We start from the raw sequence: 18172 nt of genomic DNA, 5'->3' as shown, positions 1-18172 counted from the left end.
ATCATGGATATGCCCACCAGTTTCCGTACCCACCTGATCGAGGCCGGTCTCGTCTTCCCGACCGGTATCGACGGCCTTTGGGGTCGCAGCGGCACGTTCGAGGCGGTGTTCGACGGCCTGGAGCGCGCGATCACCGCGGCAGGGCTGAAAGACAAGCCGGAGGTGATGCGATTTCCGCCTGCCATGGCGCAGAAGACGTTCGAAAAGAGCGGCTACATGAAGAATTTCCCGCATTTCGCGGGGACGGTCCATTGCTTCTGCGGCGACGATCGCGCGCATCACAAGCTGATGGGCCAGATGGAACGTGGCGAGGACTGGATGGGGAACCAGCAGCCTGCCGATCTCGTGCTGACGCCCGCCGCCTGCTATGCGGTCTATCCGATCGTCGCCGAACGCGGCGTGCTCGGTGACAACGGCCACCTGGTCGACGTCGCCTCCTATTGCTTCCGCCACGAACCCTCGCTGGAACCGACGCGGCTGCAGCTGTTCCGCATGCGCGAATATGTGCGGATCGGCACGCCCGAACAGGTGCTCGCCTTCCGCGCCGACTGGATGGAGCGCGGGCAGGACTTCGTCCGCACGCTGGAGCTGCCGTTCGAGGTCGACGTCGCCAACGACCCGTTCTTCGGCCGCGCGGGCAAATTGCTTGCCGACAATCAGCGGATGCAGAATCTGAAGTTTGAGCTGCTGGTGCCGGTCAACGACGGCGCCGGGCCGACCGCCTGCCTCAGCTTCAACTATCACATGACCTATTTCGGCGACACCTGGAACATCCGGACGCCCGACGGCGCGCCGGCGCAAACCGCCTGTTGCGCGTTCGGCATGGAGCGACTGGTGCTGGCGTTGCTGCGTCATCACGGCTTCGACCTTGCCGCCTGGCCCGCAGGCGTGCGCGCGACGCTGGGCCTCGACTGAGCGTCCGATGGCGATGACCCCGATCTATATCGACGGCCGGTTCGGCTGGCTGCATGCGCCGGCCGAGGGCGCCCATGCGCCGGTCGGTGTCGTGCTGTGCCCCGCCTTCGCGCAGGAGGAGGTGTGTACCCACCACGGCCTGATGGCGCTGGGCGAGGCAATTGCCGCGCGCGGGGTCGCGGCGGTCCGCTTCGATTATGGCGGGACTGGAGACTCGATCGACGGGCCGGTGACGCTGGACGGGCTGATCTCCGATGCCGAAGCCGCGGCGGCATGGCTGCGTGGCCATGCTCGGGTAGATCGGGTGATGATGGCCGGCGTGCGATTGGGCGCGGCGGTCGCCATGCTGGCGGCCAAACGCCTCGATGATGTCAGCGCCCTCGTTCTGCTCGCGCCGGTGCTGTCGGGTCAAGCGTTCCTCCGCGAAACCCGCGCCTCGGCAGCGGTGGCAAGCCTCTCGGGCCTCGATCCCGTTCCGCCGCTGGAGGGCGATCAGCCGCTCAACACCAACGGCTTTCGCTGGACCGCCGCGTTTCAGCGCGAAGTGGCGGCGATCGACCTCACGGCCGCGGACGCGCCCGTCCAGACGGCGCTGTTCGTGCCGCCGCGGACGGACCGGCGTTCGGGCAAGCTGGCGCAGCGCTGGCGCGACGCCGGTGGCGCGGTCACCGAACTGCCGTTCGCCGATTACGACGGCTGGATGCAGGACCCCACGACCAACGAGACGCCGGTCGACACCTTCGCCGCCGTCGCCGACTGGGCGGCCCAACACGCCGGGACGCCCGCCGGCGCCGCCATCCCGCCGCTGTCTGACGCCATATCGCTCTTGACCGACACTTATATCGAAGAGCCGCTGCGCTTCGGTGCAAACGGAGCGCTGTTCGGCATGCTGTGTCGGCCCGCCGGCCGCCCGGCGGCGCCCGTCGCCGCTCTGCTGATGCACGAAGGCAGCACCCATCATATCGGCAACGGCCGCGCCTATGTGCGCCTCGCACGCCGGCTGGCGGGAGAGGGTTTTGCCTCGCTGCGGATGGATTTGACCGGCATGGGCGACAGCCCGGCAGGCGACAATCCGCGTCACCCGCATTACGACCCCGAACGCATTCCGGAGGGCGTCGCCAGCCTTGAATGCCTGGAGGCACATGGCTTCCCCCGCGCGATCGTCACCGGCCTGTGCTCAGGCGCGCACACCGCCTTGCAGGTGACGCTCGCCGACGAACGCGCGGTGGGCAGCGTGGTGCTCAACCTCCAGAAGTTCATCTGGCATTATGGCGACGATATCCGCGTCGCGGTACGCGATAACAAACGGTCGCTGAAGGGCTATATCCGCGCGATGCGCAATCCGGGCGAATGGCGCCGGATGCTGAAGGGCGAGGCCGACCTGCCCGGCATCGCCCGCGTCCTCGCCAAGCGGAGCGCCGTCCGCCTGCGTCACGCCGCGACTAGCCTGCTGCCGCCCAAGCCCGGATCGGAAGCCGCACAGGTGCGCGAACAGCTCCAGGCGCTCTCGGCACGCGGCGCCCACGTCCACCTCGTCTTCAGCGACGAAGACCCCGGCCTTGCCGACATGGCCATGAAGCTGGGGCGCGGCGCCCGCCTGCTCCGCCACTATCCGCCCGTCCGCATGGTGACGCTCGACCGCGCAGACCACCATTTCAACGGCACGCTCGCACGCGATCGGCATATCGAGATGATGATCGCCGCGATGACCGACGCGGTCGCCGCCCATGGTGCCGGCCTGTCCCCCGTCTCGCCGCGGACGGAGCTGCCGGCGGCGGCGGAGTGACCCCAGCCGCCTCAGTGCGGCCCGGACCGGCCAGCGGCACGATCGCCGGGCGCGGGTTTCGCCTCGGCATTTACGCGGCGCTGATCACGCTTGATCTGGTCGCGCTGCTGGCGTCCTTCACCTTGGCCGGCGCGGTCACGTTGAACGACGCGCTCGACGTCTGGGTGGTCAACGATCTCGCCGTGCTGTTGCCGATCTATTTCGGTATCGTGCTCCAGCGAAAGCCATATAGCGGCCGGTTCTTTCAGAACTGGCGGCGGACGACGCGCGATGCGGTGACCGCGCTGCTGACCGCGACAGGAACGGCGCTGTTGCTGGTGTCCTACTTGCACGCCGAAGTCGACGTGTCGTTCCGCCTGCTGCTGGCCGGCGTCGTGATCGCCGCCGCGCTGATGGTGGCGGGACGCTGGGCCCTCCATGAACTCGCCGAAGCGCATACCGGCGGCTGGCATATCGCCACGATGGTCGTCATCGACGGCATTCAGCCCGCCGCGCTGCACGATCCGTCGATCGCCCGGCTGCCGGCGATCGACATGACCGGCATCGACATCACGGCGCCCGCGCTGCCCCACCATATCCTCGCCACGTTCAGCGAACGGACCGCCGACGCCGAGCGCGTCATCGTCGCCTGCGCAGCGGACCGCCGCGAGGCCTGGGCGCGGCTGCTCCGCGGCGCCAACGTTCAGGGCGAGGTGCTGTTGCCCGAATGGCAGAGCCTGGGCCCCGTCCGCCTGTCGCACCTGGCCGATATGCCCAGCGCGGTCGTGTCGCTGGGGCCGCTCGACACGCGCAGCCGCCTGCTCAAGCGCGCGTTCGACCTGTCGGTGGCGGGGGGCGCACTGGTGCTGCTCTCCCCCATACTGCTCCTCACGGCGGTGGCGATCAAGCTCGACAGCCGCGGGCCGGTGCTGTTCCGCCAGCCCCGCGTCGGGCGCGGCAACCGGCTGTTCCATGTCCTCAAGTTCCGCAGCATGCGCGTCGACGGCGCCGATCTGGCGGGCAATCGGTCAACGCAACGCGGCGACCCGCGCGTCACCCGCGTCGGGCGCTTCATCCGCGCGACCAGCATCGACGAGCTGCCGCAGGTGCTCAACGTGTTGCGTGGCGAGATGAGCATCGTCGGCCCGCGCCCCCACGCACTCGGCAGCCTGGCGGGCGACCGGTTATTCTGGGACGTCGAGCCCCGCTATTGGCAGCGGCACGCGATCAAGCCCGGCATCACCGGCCTCGCCCAGGTTCGCGGCTATCGCGGCGCCACCGAGCATGCCGACGACCTGCACGGCCGCGTCGACCATGATCTGGCCTATCTGCGCGGCTGGACGCTGTTCCGCGACCTGCGCATCATCCTGATGACGCTGCGGGTGCTGGTCCACCGCAACGCCTTCTGACGCGTCAGTCCTTCGGTTCTTCCCGCACGTCGCCGTCGCCCGCCGTGCCGGCGCTGCCGATCGAACGGTCGATCAGGCCCGACCGGCTCATCCACCAGAACAGCAGCACCCCGGGCAGCGCGGCAAAGGTCGTGCCCCAATAGAAAGCGACATAGCCGAACCGGTCGACCAACTGCCCGGTCGTCGTCGCGGTCAGGATACGGCCGACGATGCTCGCCGCCGCAGAGATCAGCGCATATTGCGACGCGGTGAAGCGCAGGTCGCACAGCGCCGAGAAATAGGCGACGACGGTGACGCCGCCGATCCCGCTCGCCATATTCTCGAACGCCATCGCACCCGCGAGGCCAAGGTTCGAATGCCCCGACGCCGCCAGCAGCGCGAAGCTGGCGTTGGACACCATCATCAGGATCAGGCTGAGCATCACCGATCGCTTCAGCCCCAGCCGCGCATACAGCACACCGCCCAGCGCCAGACCGATCCAGAACGCCCAGAAACCGATGACCACGTCGTACAGCGCGATCTCGTCATTGGTGAAGCCCAGGTCGTCGAGCAGCAACCGCAGCGCCTGCTGCCCCAGCGTATCGCCGATCTTGTGGAGCAGGATGAAGGCCAGGATCAGCCACGCGCCGTGGCGGCGGAAGAATTCCAGGAATGGCCCGACGATCGACGCGCGCACCTCGGCAAGCCCGCGCCGCTGCGCCGGTTCACGCCGCCGCGCCGGCTCGCCGCGGGTCAGCGCGACGATCATCGCTGGCAGCGCGAACAGCACGCAGGCGAGATAGGCGACATGCCAGTTCGATCGGGCCGCGATCACCAGCGCCAGCGATCCGGCCAGCACCGACCCGATCTTCCAGCCATATTGCGTCATGCCCGAACCGACGCCCATCTGTTCGGGCTCCAGCGTCTCGATGCGATAGGCGTCGATGACGATATCGTAGGTCGCGCCGGCAAAGCCGACCAGCACGACCGCGATGATCGTCGCCTGCAAATTGGCCGCCGGGTCGACCAGCGCCAGATTGGCGACCGCCGCCATCACCATTACGCCCGCCAGCAGGATCCACGACACGCGTTGCCCCAGCGCGCCGATCACCGGCAGGCGCACGCCATCGACCATCCAGGCCCATAACGGCTTCAGATTGTAGACGAGGAAGCCCAGCGTGAAGGCGGTGATCGTCGCCTTGTCCAGCCCGTCCTGCTTCAGCCGCGTCGTCAGCGTCGCGCCGATCATCGTGAAGGCGAGGCCCGACGAGATGCCCATGAAGAACACCGCGATTGGCCCGCGTTCCGCATAGGGCGCCAGCGGCGTCAGCCGCGCCCGGATCGCCGGCGAACGGCGCATGATCGCGATGACGAGCGCGGCGCAGGCCGCGACGATGAGGAAGTAGAGATTGTTGCCGGTCAACATGGCGGCAACACTAACGGCTTATTCGCCGCCGACCAGCGGGATTACGCGGCGGGCGCTTCCCCCGGCGGTGCGGCAAACAGCGCGAAGCCGGTGGGCAGCTTGCGCGGGCGCTTGCCCGCCAGCGCGGAGTCGATCGCCTCGATCGATCCGATCAGGTCGCGCTGCTGATAGGGTTTGACGAGGCGCCCGGTCGCCAGCACCTCCGCCTCGGGCGGGAAGCGACCGGTGACGAACAGCACCGGCACCGAGGCCTCGCGGGCGCTGCGCGCGACGTCCAGCCCCGATCCGTCCGCCAGATTGACGTCGACCAGGACGAGGTCCAGCGCCTCTCCCGATTCCAGCACGGCCACCGCCTGTGCCACGCGGTCCACCGTCGCGATGATCGTATAGCCCGCCTCGCGCAGGATATGTTCGGTATCGAAGGCGATCAGTGGCTCGTCCTCGACCACCAGCAGCCGCTCGATCAGCCGCTTCTTCCGCCCGAACAACATATGACGACACGCCCCTTGGTTGACGGCGTTATCCCTTGTCACGCCCGATTCGGGTAACGCGCATCTGGCGGCAAGTGATGCAAATTTTTTCACGCTCGGCACAATTGCGCGTATGGGGCGTCGATGGCCGACCCCAAAGACCCCCGCACCCCTGCCGCCGCGGGCAAGACGCCCGGCGACCGGATCGCGAAACTGCTGGCCCGCGCGGGCGTCGCCAGCCGCCGCGAGATCGAACGCATGATCGCCGAAGGCCGCGTCGCGCTCGACGGCAAGGTGCTCGATACCCCCGCCACCGTGTTGACGTCGCTGCGCGGCGTTACCGTCGATGGCCAGCCCGTCGGCTCGCCCGAACCGACGCGGCTGTTCCTGTATCACAAGCCGACCGGCCTGCTGGTCACCGAACGCGACCCCAAGGGGCGGCCGACGATCTACGATCGCCTGCCCAACGATCTGCCGCGGCTGGTCCCCGTCGGGCGGCTCGACCTCAATACAGAGGGGCTGTTGCTGCTCACCACCGACGGCGGCTTCAAGCGTCAGCTCGAGCTGCCCGCAACCGGCGTTGAGCGCAGCTATCGCGCGCGCGCCTACGGCAACGTCACGCAGCAACAGCTCGAAGAACTGGCCGAGGGCGTCGAAATCGAGGGCATTCGCTACGGCTCGATCGATGCCAATATCGAGCGCCGCACCGGCGCCAACGTGTGGATCGAGATCACGATCACCGAAGGCAAGAACCGCGAGGTCCGCCGCGTCCTCGAACATCTGGGCCTTCAGGTCAGCCGCCTGATCCGTACCCGCTACGGCCCGTTCGTACTCGGCGACCTGCCGGTCGGCGGGATCGGCGAGGTGAAGCAGCATGAGATCGTCGGCTTCCGCAAGACGCTGAAGGGCGGCGCACCGGACGAGCCGATCGCGGCCACTCCCCGCGCCGGCTTCCGCACCGCGCCCAGCGTCGATCGCACCACCCGCACGCGTCGCGGCGCCGAGCGTGGCGTGGAGCGGCCGGCAACCGCACGGCCGACGACGACAGGTGAGCGCCCGACGCGATCGCGCCCGCGTCCCGAGGGTGGCGTGGAACGCCCCGCCGCGGCCCGCACGTCGACCCCGCGCTCCGCCGCCACCGGCGAAGCGCCCCGCCCCGGCTTCCGCACGCCCGCGACGACCGACCGCGCCGCCCGCACGCGAACCCGAAACGACGCGCGGCCCCGCGAGGAAAAGGCCAACGTCCCCACCGGTGGCTCGGCGATGAAGCCGTGGGAACGGGCAGACGACCGTGGCGGCGATCGCACCGCCGATCGCAACCGCTTGGGCGATGCGCCCCGCTTCGGCCGGAACAAGCCCGACGCCTCCCGCTCCGGCCCCCGCCCCCCGCGTGGCGACGGACCGGCGCGTGGCGGCCCCGCGGGCGGTCGCGGATCGTCGCGGCCGTCGAACGGGCGTCCGCCCAGCGGTGGGTTCAAGGGCGGGCCGAAGGGCGGACCGCGCGGGGGCCGCTCGTGAGGGTGATCGCCGGCCAGTGGCGCGGGCGTCCGCTCGTCGCGCCCAAGGGCGACGCGACGCGCCCGACCGCCGATCGCACGCGCGAGGCCTTGTTCTCGATGCTCACCAGCCGCCTCGGCAGCTTCGAAGGGCTCGCCGTCGCCGATCTGTTCGCAGGATCGGGCGCGCTGGGGATCGAGGCGCTGTCGCGCGGTGCGGCGTCCTGCCTGTTCGTCGAACAGGACGGTGCGGCGCTGGATGCGCTCAAGGCCAACCTCGCCAAGCTCGGCACGCGCGGCGACGTGCGCAGCGGGTCGGTGATGGCGCTGGGGCCAGCACGCGCGCCGCTCGACCTCATCATGATGGACCCGCCCTACGGCACCGGTGCAGGCTTGGTTGCATTGGATAAATTGGCGCGGCTGGGCTGGACGAACGCCGCGACCTGGGTCAGCATAGAGACCGCACGCGACGAGGAGGTCGAGGTCGCCGGGTTCGCCATCGATACCAGCCGCGTGCATGGAAAGGCCCGTGTCACACTGTTGCGGGCCGCCTGATCGCAACAGGAGGGAGCCATGGCGACGCAGTTGATTCCCCACCATTACGATGCCCCGCGGCGGTCGGGGCCGCAGGCGGTGGTCGGATGGGTGCATCATCCTTTGCCCAAGGGCATCGAGCTGGAGGTGCAGACGACGCCGTCCGCACAGGCGCTCGACAATCAGCAGATCGCGACGACGCGGCTGGTGCTCAGCCGCAACCAGGCGCTGCTGCTCGCCAGTTTCCTGCTCAACGCGACGGGTTATTCCGAGGCCGACGTCCCCAAGCGCAGCGTGTCGCGCTGGCCGCGCTGGTTTAGCCGGCGGTCCTGACCCGCGGCAACAGCGCAAGGCCGGCGAGGCTCACCATACCCGCCGCGACCAGATACAGGCCGATCCACCACAGCCCGCGGGCGGCCAGCGCCTGTGCAGCGATCGGCGCGAGCGCCCCGCCTAGAATGCCGCCGACGTTGAACGTCATCGACACGCCCGTGTAGCGCACGCCTGCCGGAAACAGCGTCGGCAGCCAGCCGCCAAGCGGGCCATAGGCAAAGCCCATCACGAACAGCGCGAAGGCCAGCCACGCGAACACCACGACCAGCGACCCGGCGCCCAGCATCGGCCCCATCAGCGCGCCGGCGACGATGCAGCCTAGAAAGCCGATCACCAGCATCCGCTCCGCCCCCGTCCGGTCCGCCAGCACGCTTGCGACGATCACGCCCGCGGCCAGAAACAGGATCGCGACCAGCTCGACGCCGAGCAGCGCCGTCTTGTCATATCCCAGCGTCGTCGTGCCGTAGCTCAGCGTAAAGGCGGTCGCGAGGTAGAAGAGCGCGAAGCACGCCACCACCCCGCCGGTGCCGGCCAGCAGCGCACGGCCATGACCGGCGAACAGCGTCGCGAGCGGCACCTTGGGCAGCGCCTCCGCCTTAGCCGCTTCGACGAAAGCGGGCGTCTCGGTCAGCTTGAGCCGGATCCACAGGCCGAGCGCTACCAGCACCACGCTGAGCAGGAACGGCAGGCGCCACCCCCAGGCACGAAACTGATCGTCGCTCAGCGTCAGCCCCAGCAGCAGGAACAGCCCATTCGCCAGGATGAACCCCACCGGCGCCCCCAGCGGCGGAAACATGCCCCACGTATTGCGCCGATGCGGCGGCGCATTCTCGACAGCGAGCAGCGCCGCGCCGCCCCATTCGCCGCCCAGCCCCAGCCCCTGCCCCAATCGCATCAGGCACAACAGCAGCGGCGCGACGAGACCGAAGCGCTGATAGGTCGGCAGGAAGGCGATCGCGACCGTCGATCCGCCCATCAGCAACAGGCTGGCGACCAGGGTAGACTTGCGGCCGATCCGGTCGCCGAAATGCCCGAACACCGCCGCGCCGATCGGCCGGGCGAAGAAGGCCACGGCAAAACTCGCGAAGCTCATCATCTGCCGCGCCGACGCACTCTCCCCCGGAAAGAACAGCGCCGGAAACACCAGCGCCGCGGCGGTGGCGTAAATGTAGAAATCGTAGAATTCGACCGCCGTACCGACGAGGCTCGCGGTCAAAATCCGGCGCGGCGAGGCTGGCGTGACGGCGGCGTCCGGGACTTCGGCGGCAGGGGCTTGACTCATGCCGCCCTTCTAACCCCCAAATAAAGGCATCTGGCAACAAAGTTGCCATCCCTTCGCAACATTCCGCCGCTAGCGGGATGCCACCGCGGCTCCCCTCCCCCTGTGGGTCGCGATGTATCGGTCGGCTTTCTGTCGCCCGATGCTCCCTGAACTACGGGGCGGCCGCACCGGTGGCTGCCCCGATTTTTCCGGGCTTCCCGCGCTCGCAGCTTGCCGAGCCAAGCGCCGTTCCCTACCTGTTCGCCGGTGACCGACACCGCCTCCCCCGCCGCCCTGCAGGATCCGCCGTATCTGAAGGGGTTGAACCCGCCGCAGCGCGATGCGGTGCTCACCACCGAAGGCCCGGTGCTGATGCTGGCCGGCGCGGGTACGGGCAAGACCGCCGCGCTGACCGCGCGGCTCGCGCATCTGCTGTGGACGCGCAAGGCGTGGCCCTCCGAAATCCTCGCCGTCACCTTCACCAACAAGGCCGCGCGCGAGATGCGCGAGCGCGTCGGCCGGATGGTGGGCGACGCGGTGGAGGGCATGCCGTGGCTCGGCACCTTCCATGCGATCGGCGCCAAGATGCTCCGCCGCCATGCCGAGCTGGTCGGGCTGCAGTCGAACTTCACCATCCTCGACACCGACGACCAGCTGCGTCTGCTCAAGCAACTGATCGTCGCTGCCGACATCGACGAAAAGCGCTTCCCCGCGCGCAGCCTCGCCGGCCTGATCGATGATTGGAAGAACCGGGGCCTCATCCCCGCCGATATCGATGCCGGCGAAAGCGAACGCTACGCCAACGGGCGCGGCGGCGAGCTGTACGCGCAATATCAGGCGCGGCTGCGCAGCGTGAACGCCTGCGACTTCGGCGACCTGCTGCTCCACATGCTCACCATCCTGAAGACCCATGCCGATGTGCTGCGCACCTATCAGGAGCGCTTCAAATACATCATGGTGGACGAATATCAGGACACCAACATCGTCCAGTATCTGTGGCTGAGGCTGCTCGCCCAGACGCGCAAGAATATTGCCTGCGTCGGCGACGACGATCAGTCGATCTATTCGTGGCGCGGCGCGCAGGTCGAAAACATCCTTAAGTTCGAGAAGGATTTTCCCGGCGCCAAGGTGATCCGCCTCGAACAGAACTACCGGTCGACGCCGCATATCCTCGGCGCCGCGTCGGGCGTGATCGCCCATAACGGCGGGCGGCTCGGCAAGACGCTGTGGACCGAGCTCGACGTGGGCGAAAAGGTGCGCGTACTCGGCGTCTGGGACGGGCCGGAAGAAGCGCGCCGGGTCAGCGACGAGATCGAGGCCGCGCAGCGTAACGGCACCCCCCTCGACCATATCGCCATCCTCGTCCGCGCGCAGCATCAGACGCGCGAGTTCGAAGACCGCTTCATCTCGATCGGCATGCCGTACCGCATCGTCGGCGGCTATCGCTTCTACGAACGCGCCGAAATCCGCGATGCGCTCGCCTATTTGCGCATCGTCAACCAGCCGTCGGACGATCTCGCCTTCGAACGCATCGTCAACGTTCCCAAGCGCGGCCTCGGCGACAAGGCGATCGCCAAGATCCACCAGCTTGCCCGCGCGGAAGGTGTGCCGCTTACCATCGCCGCGGCGCGCATTCTCGACACCGACGAACTGACCCCGCAGGCGCGCCGCGCGCTCGGCAATTTCGTCGGCGACATCGCCCGCTGGCGCGACCGGGCGCGCGACCTGCCGCATGCCGAACTGGCGCGGCAGATGCTCGACGAATCGGGCTATACCGCCATGTGGCAGGCCGAAAAGTCGGTCGAGGCATCCGGGCGGCTCGAAAACCTGTCCGAACTCGTCCGCGCGATGGAAGAATATGAATCGCTCGGCGCGTTCCTCGAACACGTCAGCCTCGTGATGGACAAGGAAGGCGCGGTGCAGGCGCCCGAGGTCACGATCATGACGATCCACGCCGCCAAGGGGCTCGAATTCGACACCGTGTTCCTCGTCGGCTGGGAAGAGGGTCTCTTCCCCTCGCAACGCGCGATCGACGAAGGCGGCACGCGCAGCCTGGAGGAGGAACGCCGCCTCGCCTATGTCGCGATCACGCGCGCGCGGCGCCGCGCGACGATTCTGCACGCCGCCAACCGCCGCATCTACGGCCAGTGGACGTCCAGCATCCCCAGCCGCTTCGTCGGCGAATTGCCGCCCGACCATACCGACAGCGACACCACCATGTCGGGCGGCGAAAGCCTGTGGCGCGCCAATTGGAGCGAGCGCGCCGATCCCTTCGCCAATGTCGCGCGGGGCACCGGTCGCGGCCCGGGCTGGCAGCGCGCAGCGGGGTCCGGCTCCGGCTTCACCACCCAGCCGACGCGGATCGTGGAAAGCCGGGCAAGTGCGGTCAGCATCGGCAACAAGGGGCGCAGCGACCTCAGCGTCGGCATGCGCGTCTTCCATCAAAAATTCGGCTATGGCGCGATCGCGGAGATCGAGGGCAACAAGCTGGAGATCGACTTCGAAGCCGCTGGCCGCAAGCGGGTGATGGACAGCTTCGTCACGATCGGGTGAACATCGCCCCCATCCCGTCATTGCGAGCGCAGCGAAGCGCTCCAGAGACGGACTAGGACGCCCGGGATTGCTTCGCTGCGCTCGCAATGACGGACGACCGTGGCGCATTCCGCGGCAACAACCCGGTGTTCGCTCCCCACCACGCCCGTTCAGGAACCGGCAGGGGGCATTCCGCGTATGGCCGTTACGGGTCCGAATCAACGGACTAGCTAGTTTAGGACCATCGCCATGCTGAAATCGCTGTCGATCGCCGCGGCTGCGGCCGCCGCGCTCACCGCCGCCACTCCGGTCGTCGCCCAGTCGGCGCAGGACGAGGCGCGCTTCAACGCCGCGCAGCAGCGCTTCGACGCCGAACTCGCCCGCTATCGCGCAGAGGTCGACCGTTACCGCTCGGCCCGCAGCGGCTACACCGGCACCGGCGGCTATCGTGAAGCGCCGGCCGCGGGCTATTACAACAACAACAACAGCTACCCCGGTGACCGCGACGAAAACGGCTACGACCCGTCGCGTTATTATCGCAGCGGCGACAATTATCGCGAGCGCGTGCTCAGCGCGGACGAGCGTGTCTATGCCGGCAATGACGGCCGTTACTATTGCAAGCGCAGCGACGGCACGACCGGCCTCGTCATCGGCGGCGCCGCGGGCGGCATCTTGGGCAATGTGATCGACGGCGGCCGCAGCCGCATCGTCGGCACGCTGCTCGGCGGCGCAGCCGGCGCGCTCGCCGGCAAGGCGATCGACCAGAACCAGTCGCAGGTCCGCTGCCGCTAAAAAGGATGGGGCGCGCGGGCAACCGTGCGCCCCCGCCCCTCACGCTTCGTCACCCCGGCCTCGTTCCGGGGTCCACTCTGCGGCGAGGGGGAGGCCGGAGGCTCTTGCCCTCCCCGGGTGGCCCGGTGGACCCCGGAACACGTCCGGGGTGACGGGAGAGTCTGCGTCACCCGTAACTTTACCGAACCTTACCCCAGCTCCACCGCCATCAGCGTCACGCCGACATACTTCTCCGCCTCAGGCTCAAACAACGCACTCGGGCGGAAGCTGTTCGCGGTCAGCGTCGGATCGCCAAGGCCGTCAAGCTTGAACGTGCCCAGTTTCTCCTCGCGCGGCGGCTTGCCGTCACGCTCGACCGTGGTCGCATCGACATAGATCTCGCCATGGCGCGTGTAGAGGATGTGGGGGGCGATCGTGACCGCACCCTTGTTGTAGGTGGCGGTGACGGTCATCTGGCGGACGATGGCTTCGAACATCGTCGGCACCGGTCCGGTCGGCGCAGAGGGCTGGTTCATCCTCGCATCCATAATCGGTGATGCTGCATCGCAGCAAGACGCTTTACGCGCCCGTCATAGCGCAGTCAGCGATTCTGCGCGAGCAATCGATCGAAAACGTCGATTTCCAACGGCTTTTTAAACTGGCAACCGGCGAGATAATCATCGGACCACATCACGTCGGCTGCGATCGTGCCCGCTTCTGGCAATGTCAGCCAGATCGTGCTGCCCTTGGCCAGCGCGGAATAGGTCTGCAAGCGAACGCCGTGGATCGAGATATCGACCACCTTGCACAAGGTGCGAACGGCCTTGCCGATATGCGCATCCAACGAAACCGGCGCACGCGGGGAGCGGCGCCGGCCATTGGGTTCTGCAGGTTCGAACTCGGCGGCAAACATCGATCAAATTTAGTGCGTCGATGGTTAACGCCGAGTCAACGATCCAATCAGTTCTTGCGGAGCGTGAGACCGCCACCGAAGCGCTTGTTGAAGCGCGCGACCTGGCCGCCCGCGTCGAGCAGCTGACCACGGCCACCGGTCCAGGCGGGGTGCGCCAGCGGATCGATGTCGAGCTGCATCGTGTCGCCTTCCTTGCCCCAGGTGGAGCGGGTTTCGAACACGGTACCGTCCGTCATCTGGACCTTGATCATGTGGTAGTCGGGGTGGGTATCTTTCTTCACGTCACACGCTCCGTATGCGGCTGGTTCCGACCAGCCTGAAAGGGAAGCGGCGCCCGTAACGGAGCGCCGCCGAAAAGTCAAAAGTCAGCGAAAGTCACACGCGTTACGCCTTGGGCGGATCGGCGATCATCGCAGTAAAGTTAGCCTCGGCAACGACTTGCCCGTCGACCTTCGCTACACCTGCGAACTTGCAGACGCTGGACCGCTTCTGGACAAATTCGACCTCCAGGCGCAGCAGCACGCCGGGTTCGACCGGCTTGCGGAACTTCGCGCCTTCGATCGCCATGAAATAGACGAGCTTGCCCGATCCGGCGAGGCCCAGGCTTTCGACCGCGAGCACGCCCGCCGCCTGCGCCAGCGCCTCGACGATCAGCACGCCCGGCATGATCGGACGACCGGGGAAATGCCCCTGGAAGAAGCCTTCGTTGATCGTCACCGCCTTGATCGCCGCGATCGACCGGTCGAGGATGATCTCCTCGACACGATCGACCAGCAGCATCGGGTAGCGATGCGGCAGCGCCGCCATGACCCGCCCGATATCGAGCGGCCCCATGGTCTGTGCGTCTTCGCTCACCGACGCGGGTCCTTAGCGGCCCTGCGGCGTGCCGGCGGCCGGCGCAGCCGCCGGAGCCGGAGCGCCCGCCTGCTGACGGCGCTGGGCGTTCGCGTAGACGATCTGGCGATACTGCTGCAGCAGCTCGACGGTCTGCTGCTGCGGCTGCCAGTTGGCCGGCGGCGTGATCGAGACGGTCGGCGTCGTGCGATCGATCTCGGCGATGATGTCGCGCGTGATGTCGGTCGCCGGCGGCGCGTACTGGATCGCGTTCGGCGACAGCACCAGGTTGATCTTCTTGGCCGTCACGACCGCGCGCAGCGCCGGGTCATACTTGCCGACGATCTGTTCCAGCGCATAGGCCTGCGCCTTGATCGCGGGGTTCTGCGCGGCTTCGATGCCCGGCTGCGCGGCGGCCTGCGCATCGCGCACCTGCTTGGCGACCGTCGGGTTCGATTCGGCCGCGGCGGCTTCCGCCTGGCTGATCTGGCCGTCCTTGTTGGTGTCGAGGATGCCACGCAGCTTCGTGTTCAGCGCGTTCTGCGCCGCAGCGGCCTGATCCAGCTGCGCCTTATAGGTGGTGCCGATCTGCGTGTTGGCGGTTTCGAACGCCTTCGCGCTGAAGATCGCCGCGTCGGGCTGCGCGGTGGCGATGCCGGCGGTCTGCGCCGAGGCGCCACCGGCGAGCAGGGCGACCGAAGCCGAGGCGATCGCCACGGCGCACGTCTTGGTAATCGTCTTCATTAGAACTGCGTCCCTACGTTGAAGGTAATGAGCTTGGGATCGTCGCCCTTCTGGGTGACGAGCGCCTTGGCGAGGTCGATGCGCAGCGGACCGAACGGCGACGTCCAGTTGACGCCGATGCCGATGCTGACGCGCGGCGTCGGGCTGCTGCCGTAATAGGTTTCCTTGAACGGCGAGATCGCCTGATCGAACGCGATCGTGTTCGTCTCGCTGCCCGAACATGCGCCGCCCGCAACCGCCGAATAGCCGATCGAACAGGTCGTCGCACGCAGCGCCGGTGCGGTCGCGCCGTCCGGCGTGTAGGTGTTGTAATAGAGCTGGCGCCCCGCCGAATCGGTCAGCAGCCGCTGGATCGGCAGCACCGTCACGTTGCCGGCCGAATCGGTGATCGTCGGGAAGCTCGCGGTCGGCAGCGGCTTGGTTAGGCCCCACAGGCTGCCCGCCTGGACATAGACCGACGGACGCAGGCCCAGTTCGCGCGCGCCGGAGCCCAACGGGATCTCCAGCTCGGCACGGACGAGGTAATAGGCGCGGCCGCCCAGCGCGTCGTCGACGATCTGGTCGCGATCGGTGACGAGGATCTGCTTGCCGTTCGCGTCCGTCGTATAGGCCTGACGCTGCACGCGCGGGCCGACGCCACGGATGTCGAAGCCGCGGAACTGCGGTTCGCCGAGGTAGAAGCGGTCGGTGATGCGGACGCTGTCGATGCCGGGGCCGCGGCTCTTTTCCAGCGAGTGGATATAGCCGCCCTCGCCGACGATCGACCCGATGAAGCCGCTGCCCACGTTCCAGAACTTCGAGCCTTCGAGGCGCGTGCGGATATACTTCACGTCACCGCCCAGGCCCGCGAAGTCCTGATTGAAGGCGAAGCGCTGGCCCGCGGTCGGGCGCAGACGGCTGTTGAGGCTGTCGTAGATCAGCGAATAGCCGACCGTCGACGTCCAGCGGTTGCCGATCGCTTCGCAGAGATAGCGGCCCGCCTTCAGCGGATCGCAGACGCCGTTGGTGAAATAGGTCGCGGAATCGAGACCGACCTGATCGTAGGACAGGCCATAGCGACCGGCGAGCGACCAATATTCGGTCAGCGGCACGCCCGCGCGCACCTGGAACCCGGTCGACACCTGCGAATAGGTCGTCTGGCGCTGCGTGCCGATATAGTTGAACGAGTTGAAGTCGCGACGGAACACGTCGACGCCGATCGCGACGTTCTTGTCGAACAGATACGGCTCGGTGAAGCCCAGTTCGACCGACTTCGAATAGGTCGAATAGTTCACGCCCGCGCGCAGCACCTGGCCCTTGCCGCGGAAGTTGTTCTGCGTGATGTTCGCCTGGATGATGAAGCGTTCGAGGCTGGAATAGCCGACCGACAGCTGCAATTCGCCGGTGCTGCGTTCTTCCAGCGTCGTTTCCAGAACGACGCGATCGGGTGCGGAACCGGGGTTCTGCTTGATCTCCATCTTGTCCTGGAAGAATCCCAGGCTGTTGATGCGATCCTGGCTGCGCTTCACCTGGAAGCTGTTGAACGCATCGCCTTCCGCCAGACGGATTTCGCGGCGCACGACCTTGTCCTGCGTCTGCGTGTTGCCGTTGATGTCGATCCGCTCGACATAGGTGCGCTGCGCCTGGCCGATGTGGAAGTTCATCCCCATCGTCAGCGTTTCGGGGTCGCGGCTGTAATCCGGCTGCACGTCGGTGAAGGCATAGCCGAACAGGCCGGCCGACTGGCTCAGCTGATCGATCGAATCCTCGACCAGCTTGGCGTTGTACCAGTCGCCCTTCTTGACCGGCAGCGATGCCGCAAGCTTCTTGTTGTCGAAGTCGCGGATTTCGCTGTCGACGGTGACGTCGCCGAATTTGTAGCGCTTACCCTCTTCGACGACATAGGTAATGATGAAGTCGCGCTTGTCGGGCGTCAGCTCGGCGACGGCGCTGGTGACGCGGAAATCGGCATAGCCCTGCGTCAGATAGAATTGGCGCAGCTTCTGCTGGTCGTAATTCAGGCGATCCTGATCGTACGACGTGTTGGACGACAGCAGGCGGAACCAGCGCGATTCCTTCGTCGCCATCTCGCCGCGCAGCTTGCCGTCGCTGAACACCTCGTTGCCGATGATGTTGATCTGGCGGACCTTGGACTTGGGCCCTTCGTTGATCTCGAACACCACGTCGACGCGATTCTGGTCGAGGTTGACCATCTTCGGATTGACGACAGCGGCGAATCGACCCTGGCGGCGATACAGTTCCAGGATGCGGCTGACGTCCTGCCGCACCGCGGTGCGGGTGAAGATCTGACGCGGCGCGAGCTTGATTTCCTTGGTAATCTTGTCGCTTTTCAGCGCCTTGTTACCTTCCAGGATCACGCGGTTGATGATCGGGTTCTCGCGCACCTTCAGCACGATGTCGCCGGTCTGCACACCGTCGATCTGATATTGGACGAACAGGTCGGATGCCTGCAGGTCCTTCAGCGCCTGGTCCAGCGTTTCCGCGGTGTACGGAATGCCGACGCGCAGCTTCGTATAGGACAGCACCGTTTCGGGCTCGATGCGCTGCGATCCTTCGACGCGCAGCGACTTGATCGTGCGCACGGGCGCCGGCGTGGCGGCGGGGGCTGTTGCCGCCTGTGCGCCGGCCGCGGGTGTCGTTGCCGGCACCTGGGCCGGAGCGGCCGCCGTCTGCGCCATGGCGGGCACACCCGACAGCATGGTGCCGGCGAGCAGCGCGGCACCCAGGCCGGCGAACTTGGAACTTGTCATCGCTGTCACTCAACCCACCCCAAAAACGTCAGGATACCCA

17 protein-coding genes are annotated in these 18172 nt (G+C 67.3%); 8 read left to right on the top strand and 9 right to left on the bottom strand.

Annotated features, from left to right (window positions below; all coding sequences use genetic code 11):
• Positions 1 to 3 precede the first annotated feature (3 nt).
• The 3 genes from ACGVWT_RS12055 to ACGVWT_RS12045 are packed head-to-tail and all read left to right on the top strand — an operon-like array spanning position 4 to position 4089.
• Positions 4 to 915 (top strand): amino acid--[acyl-carrier-protein] ligase, encoded by a 912-nt coding sequence (locus ACGVWT_RS12055; protein WP_315462067.1) that lies wholly within the window; start codon positions 4 to 6, stop codon positions 913 to 915.
• A 7-nt stretch (positions 916 to 922) separates the two neighbouring features.
• Complete coding sequence (locus ACGVWT_RS12050; protein WP_315462066.1) at positions 923 to 2701, top strand: alpha/beta hydrolase; 1779 nt, start codon at positions 923 to 925, stop codon at positions 2699 to 2701.
• Entirely contained in the window at positions 2698 to 4089 is a 1392-nt protein-coding gene (locus ACGVWT_RS12045; RefSeq protein WP_315462065.1) for an exopolysaccharide biosynthesis polyprenyl glycosylphosphotransferase, read from the top strand. Before ACGVWT_RS12050 ends, ACGVWT_RS12045 begins: the two co-directional genes overlap by 4 nt.
• A 4-nt stretch (positions 4090 to 4093) precedes the next feature.
• On the opposite strand, the gene ACGVWT_RS12040 is transcribed toward ACGVWT_RS12045, so the two are convergent.
• Both ACGVWT_RS12040 and ACGVWT_RS12035 read right to left on the bottom strand, forming a co-directional pair.
• The gene (locus ACGVWT_RS12040) at positions 4094 to 5494 is read right to left on the bottom strand and encodes an AmpG family muropeptide MFS transporter (protein ID WP_394426522.1); all 1401 of its coding nucleotides are present in this window, start codon (positions 5492 to 5494) and stop codon (positions 4094 to 4096) included.
• Positions 5495 to 5535: 41 nt separating this feature from the next.
• Positions 5536 to 5985 (bottom strand): response regulator, encoded by a 450-nt coding sequence (locus ACGVWT_RS12035; RefSeq protein WP_315462064.1) that lies wholly within the window; start codon positions 5983 to 5985, stop codon positions 5536 to 5538.
• A 123-nt stretch (positions 5986 to 6108) separates the two neighbouring features.
• On the opposite strand from ACGVWT_RS12035, the gene ACGVWT_RS12030 reads away from it, so the two are divergent.
• From ACGVWT_RS12030 to ACGVWT_RS12020, 3 genes are read left to right on the top strand one after another with little or no spacing between them, the layout of a single operon-like run.
• Entirely contained in the window at positions 6109 to 7482 is a 1374-nt protein-coding gene (locus tag ACGVWT_RS12030; RefSeq protein ID WP_315462063.1) for a pseudouridine synthase, read from the top strand.
• On the top strand, positions 7479 to 8015 hold the full coding sequence (gene rsmD / locus ACGVWT_RS12025) for a 16S rRNA (guanine(966)-N(2))-methyltransferase RsmD (RefSeq protein WP_116460922.1): 537 nt from the start codon (positions 7479 to 7481) through the stop codon (positions 8013 to 8015). The genes ACGVWT_RS12030 and rsmD overlap by 4 nt, the downstream gene beginning before the upstream one ends.
• An 18-nt stretch (positions 8016 to 8033) precedes the next feature.
• Positions 8034 to 8327, top strand: a complete 294-nt coding sequence (locus ACGVWT_RS12020; protein ID WP_116460921.1) for a hypothetical protein — start codon at positions 8034 to 8036, stop codon at positions 8325 to 8327.
• Here ACGVWT_RS12020 and ACGVWT_RS12015 read toward each other — a convergent pair.
• Entirely contained in the window at positions 8311 to 9609 is a 1299-nt protein-coding gene (locus ACGVWT_RS12015) for an MFS transporter (protein ID WP_315462062.1), read from the bottom strand. The genes ACGVWT_RS12020 and ACGVWT_RS12015 overlap by 17 nt on opposite strands.
• A gap of 246 nt (positions 9610 to 9855) precedes the next feature.
• Here ACGVWT_RS12015 and ACGVWT_RS12010 point away from each other — a divergent pair, with 246 nt between their 5' ends.
• Positions 9856 to 12141: a UvrD-helicase domain-containing protein gene (locus tag ACGVWT_RS12010; protein WP_315462061.1), complete on the top strand. Its 2286-nt coding sequence runs from the start codon at positions 9856 to 9858 to the stop codon at positions 12139 to 12141.
• A 228-nt stretch (positions 12142 to 12369) separates the two neighbouring features.
• Positions 12370 to 12912, top strand: coding sequence for a glycine zipper 2TM domain-containing protein (locus tag ACGVWT_RS12005; RefSeq protein ID WP_315462060.1), 543 nt, complete (start codon positions 12370 to 12372; stop codon positions 12910 to 12912).
• A gap of 188 nt (positions 12913 to 13100) precedes the next feature.
• Here the strand turns inward: ACGVWT_RS12005 and ACGVWT_RS12000 are convergent, their stop codons facing one another.
• The 6 genes from ACGVWT_RS12000 to bamA form a co-directional block, all read right to left on the bottom strand.
• On the bottom strand, positions 13101 to 13427 hold the full coding sequence (locus ACGVWT_RS12000) for a hypothetical protein (protein WP_116460917.1): 327 nt from the start codon (positions 13425 to 13427) through the stop codon (positions 13101 to 13103).
• A gap of 65 nt (positions 13428 to 13492) precedes the next feature.
• The gene (locus tag ACGVWT_RS11995; protein ID WP_116460916.1) at positions 13493 to 13804 is read right to left on the bottom strand and encodes a PilZ domain-containing protein; all 312 of its coding nucleotides are present in this window, start codon (positions 13802 to 13804) and stop codon (positions 13493 to 13495) included.
• A gap of 47 nt (positions 13805 to 13851) precedes the next feature.
• Complete coding sequence (gene rpmE / locus ACGVWT_RS11990; RefSeq protein WP_024310513.1) at positions 13852 to 14085, bottom strand: 50S ribosomal protein L31; 234 nt, start codon at positions 14083 to 14085, stop codon at positions 13852 to 13854.
• Positions 14086 to 14188: 103 nt separating this feature from the next.
• Positions 14189 to 14638 carry a 3-hydroxyacyl-ACP dehydratase FabZ gene (gene fabZ / locus ACGVWT_RS11985; RefSeq protein ID WP_315462125.1) on the bottom strand — a complete coding sequence of 150 codons (450 nt, stop codon included), beginning with the start codon at positions 14636 to 14638 and terminating at the stop codon, positions 14189 to 14191.
• A 33-nt stretch (positions 14639 to 14671) separates the two neighbouring features.
• A complete protein-coding gene (locus ACGVWT_RS11980) occupies positions 14672 to 15382 on the bottom strand; it encodes an OmpH family outer membrane protein (RefSeq protein ID WP_315462059.1) in 711 nt (236 codons plus the stop codon).
• Positions 15382 to 18132, bottom strand: coding sequence for an outer membrane protein assembly factor BamA (gene bamA, locus ACGVWT_RS11975; RefSeq protein WP_315462058.1), 2751 nt, complete (start codon positions 18130 to 18132; stop codon positions 15382 to 15384). Before bamA ends, ACGVWT_RS11980 begins: the two co-directional genes overlap by 1 nt.
• Between the last annotated feature and the right edge of the window lie 40 nt (positions 18133 to 18172).

This window comes from Sphingomonas sp. S6, from assembly GCF_043498045.1.
In the GTDB taxonomy this organism is placed as follows: domain Bacteria; phylum Pseudomonadota; class Alphaproteobacteria; order Sphingomonadales; family Sphingomonadaceae; genus Sphingomonas.
Note: the sequence above shows the minus strand (reverse complement) of the source record. Positions and strands in the feature narration are given on the sequence as shown.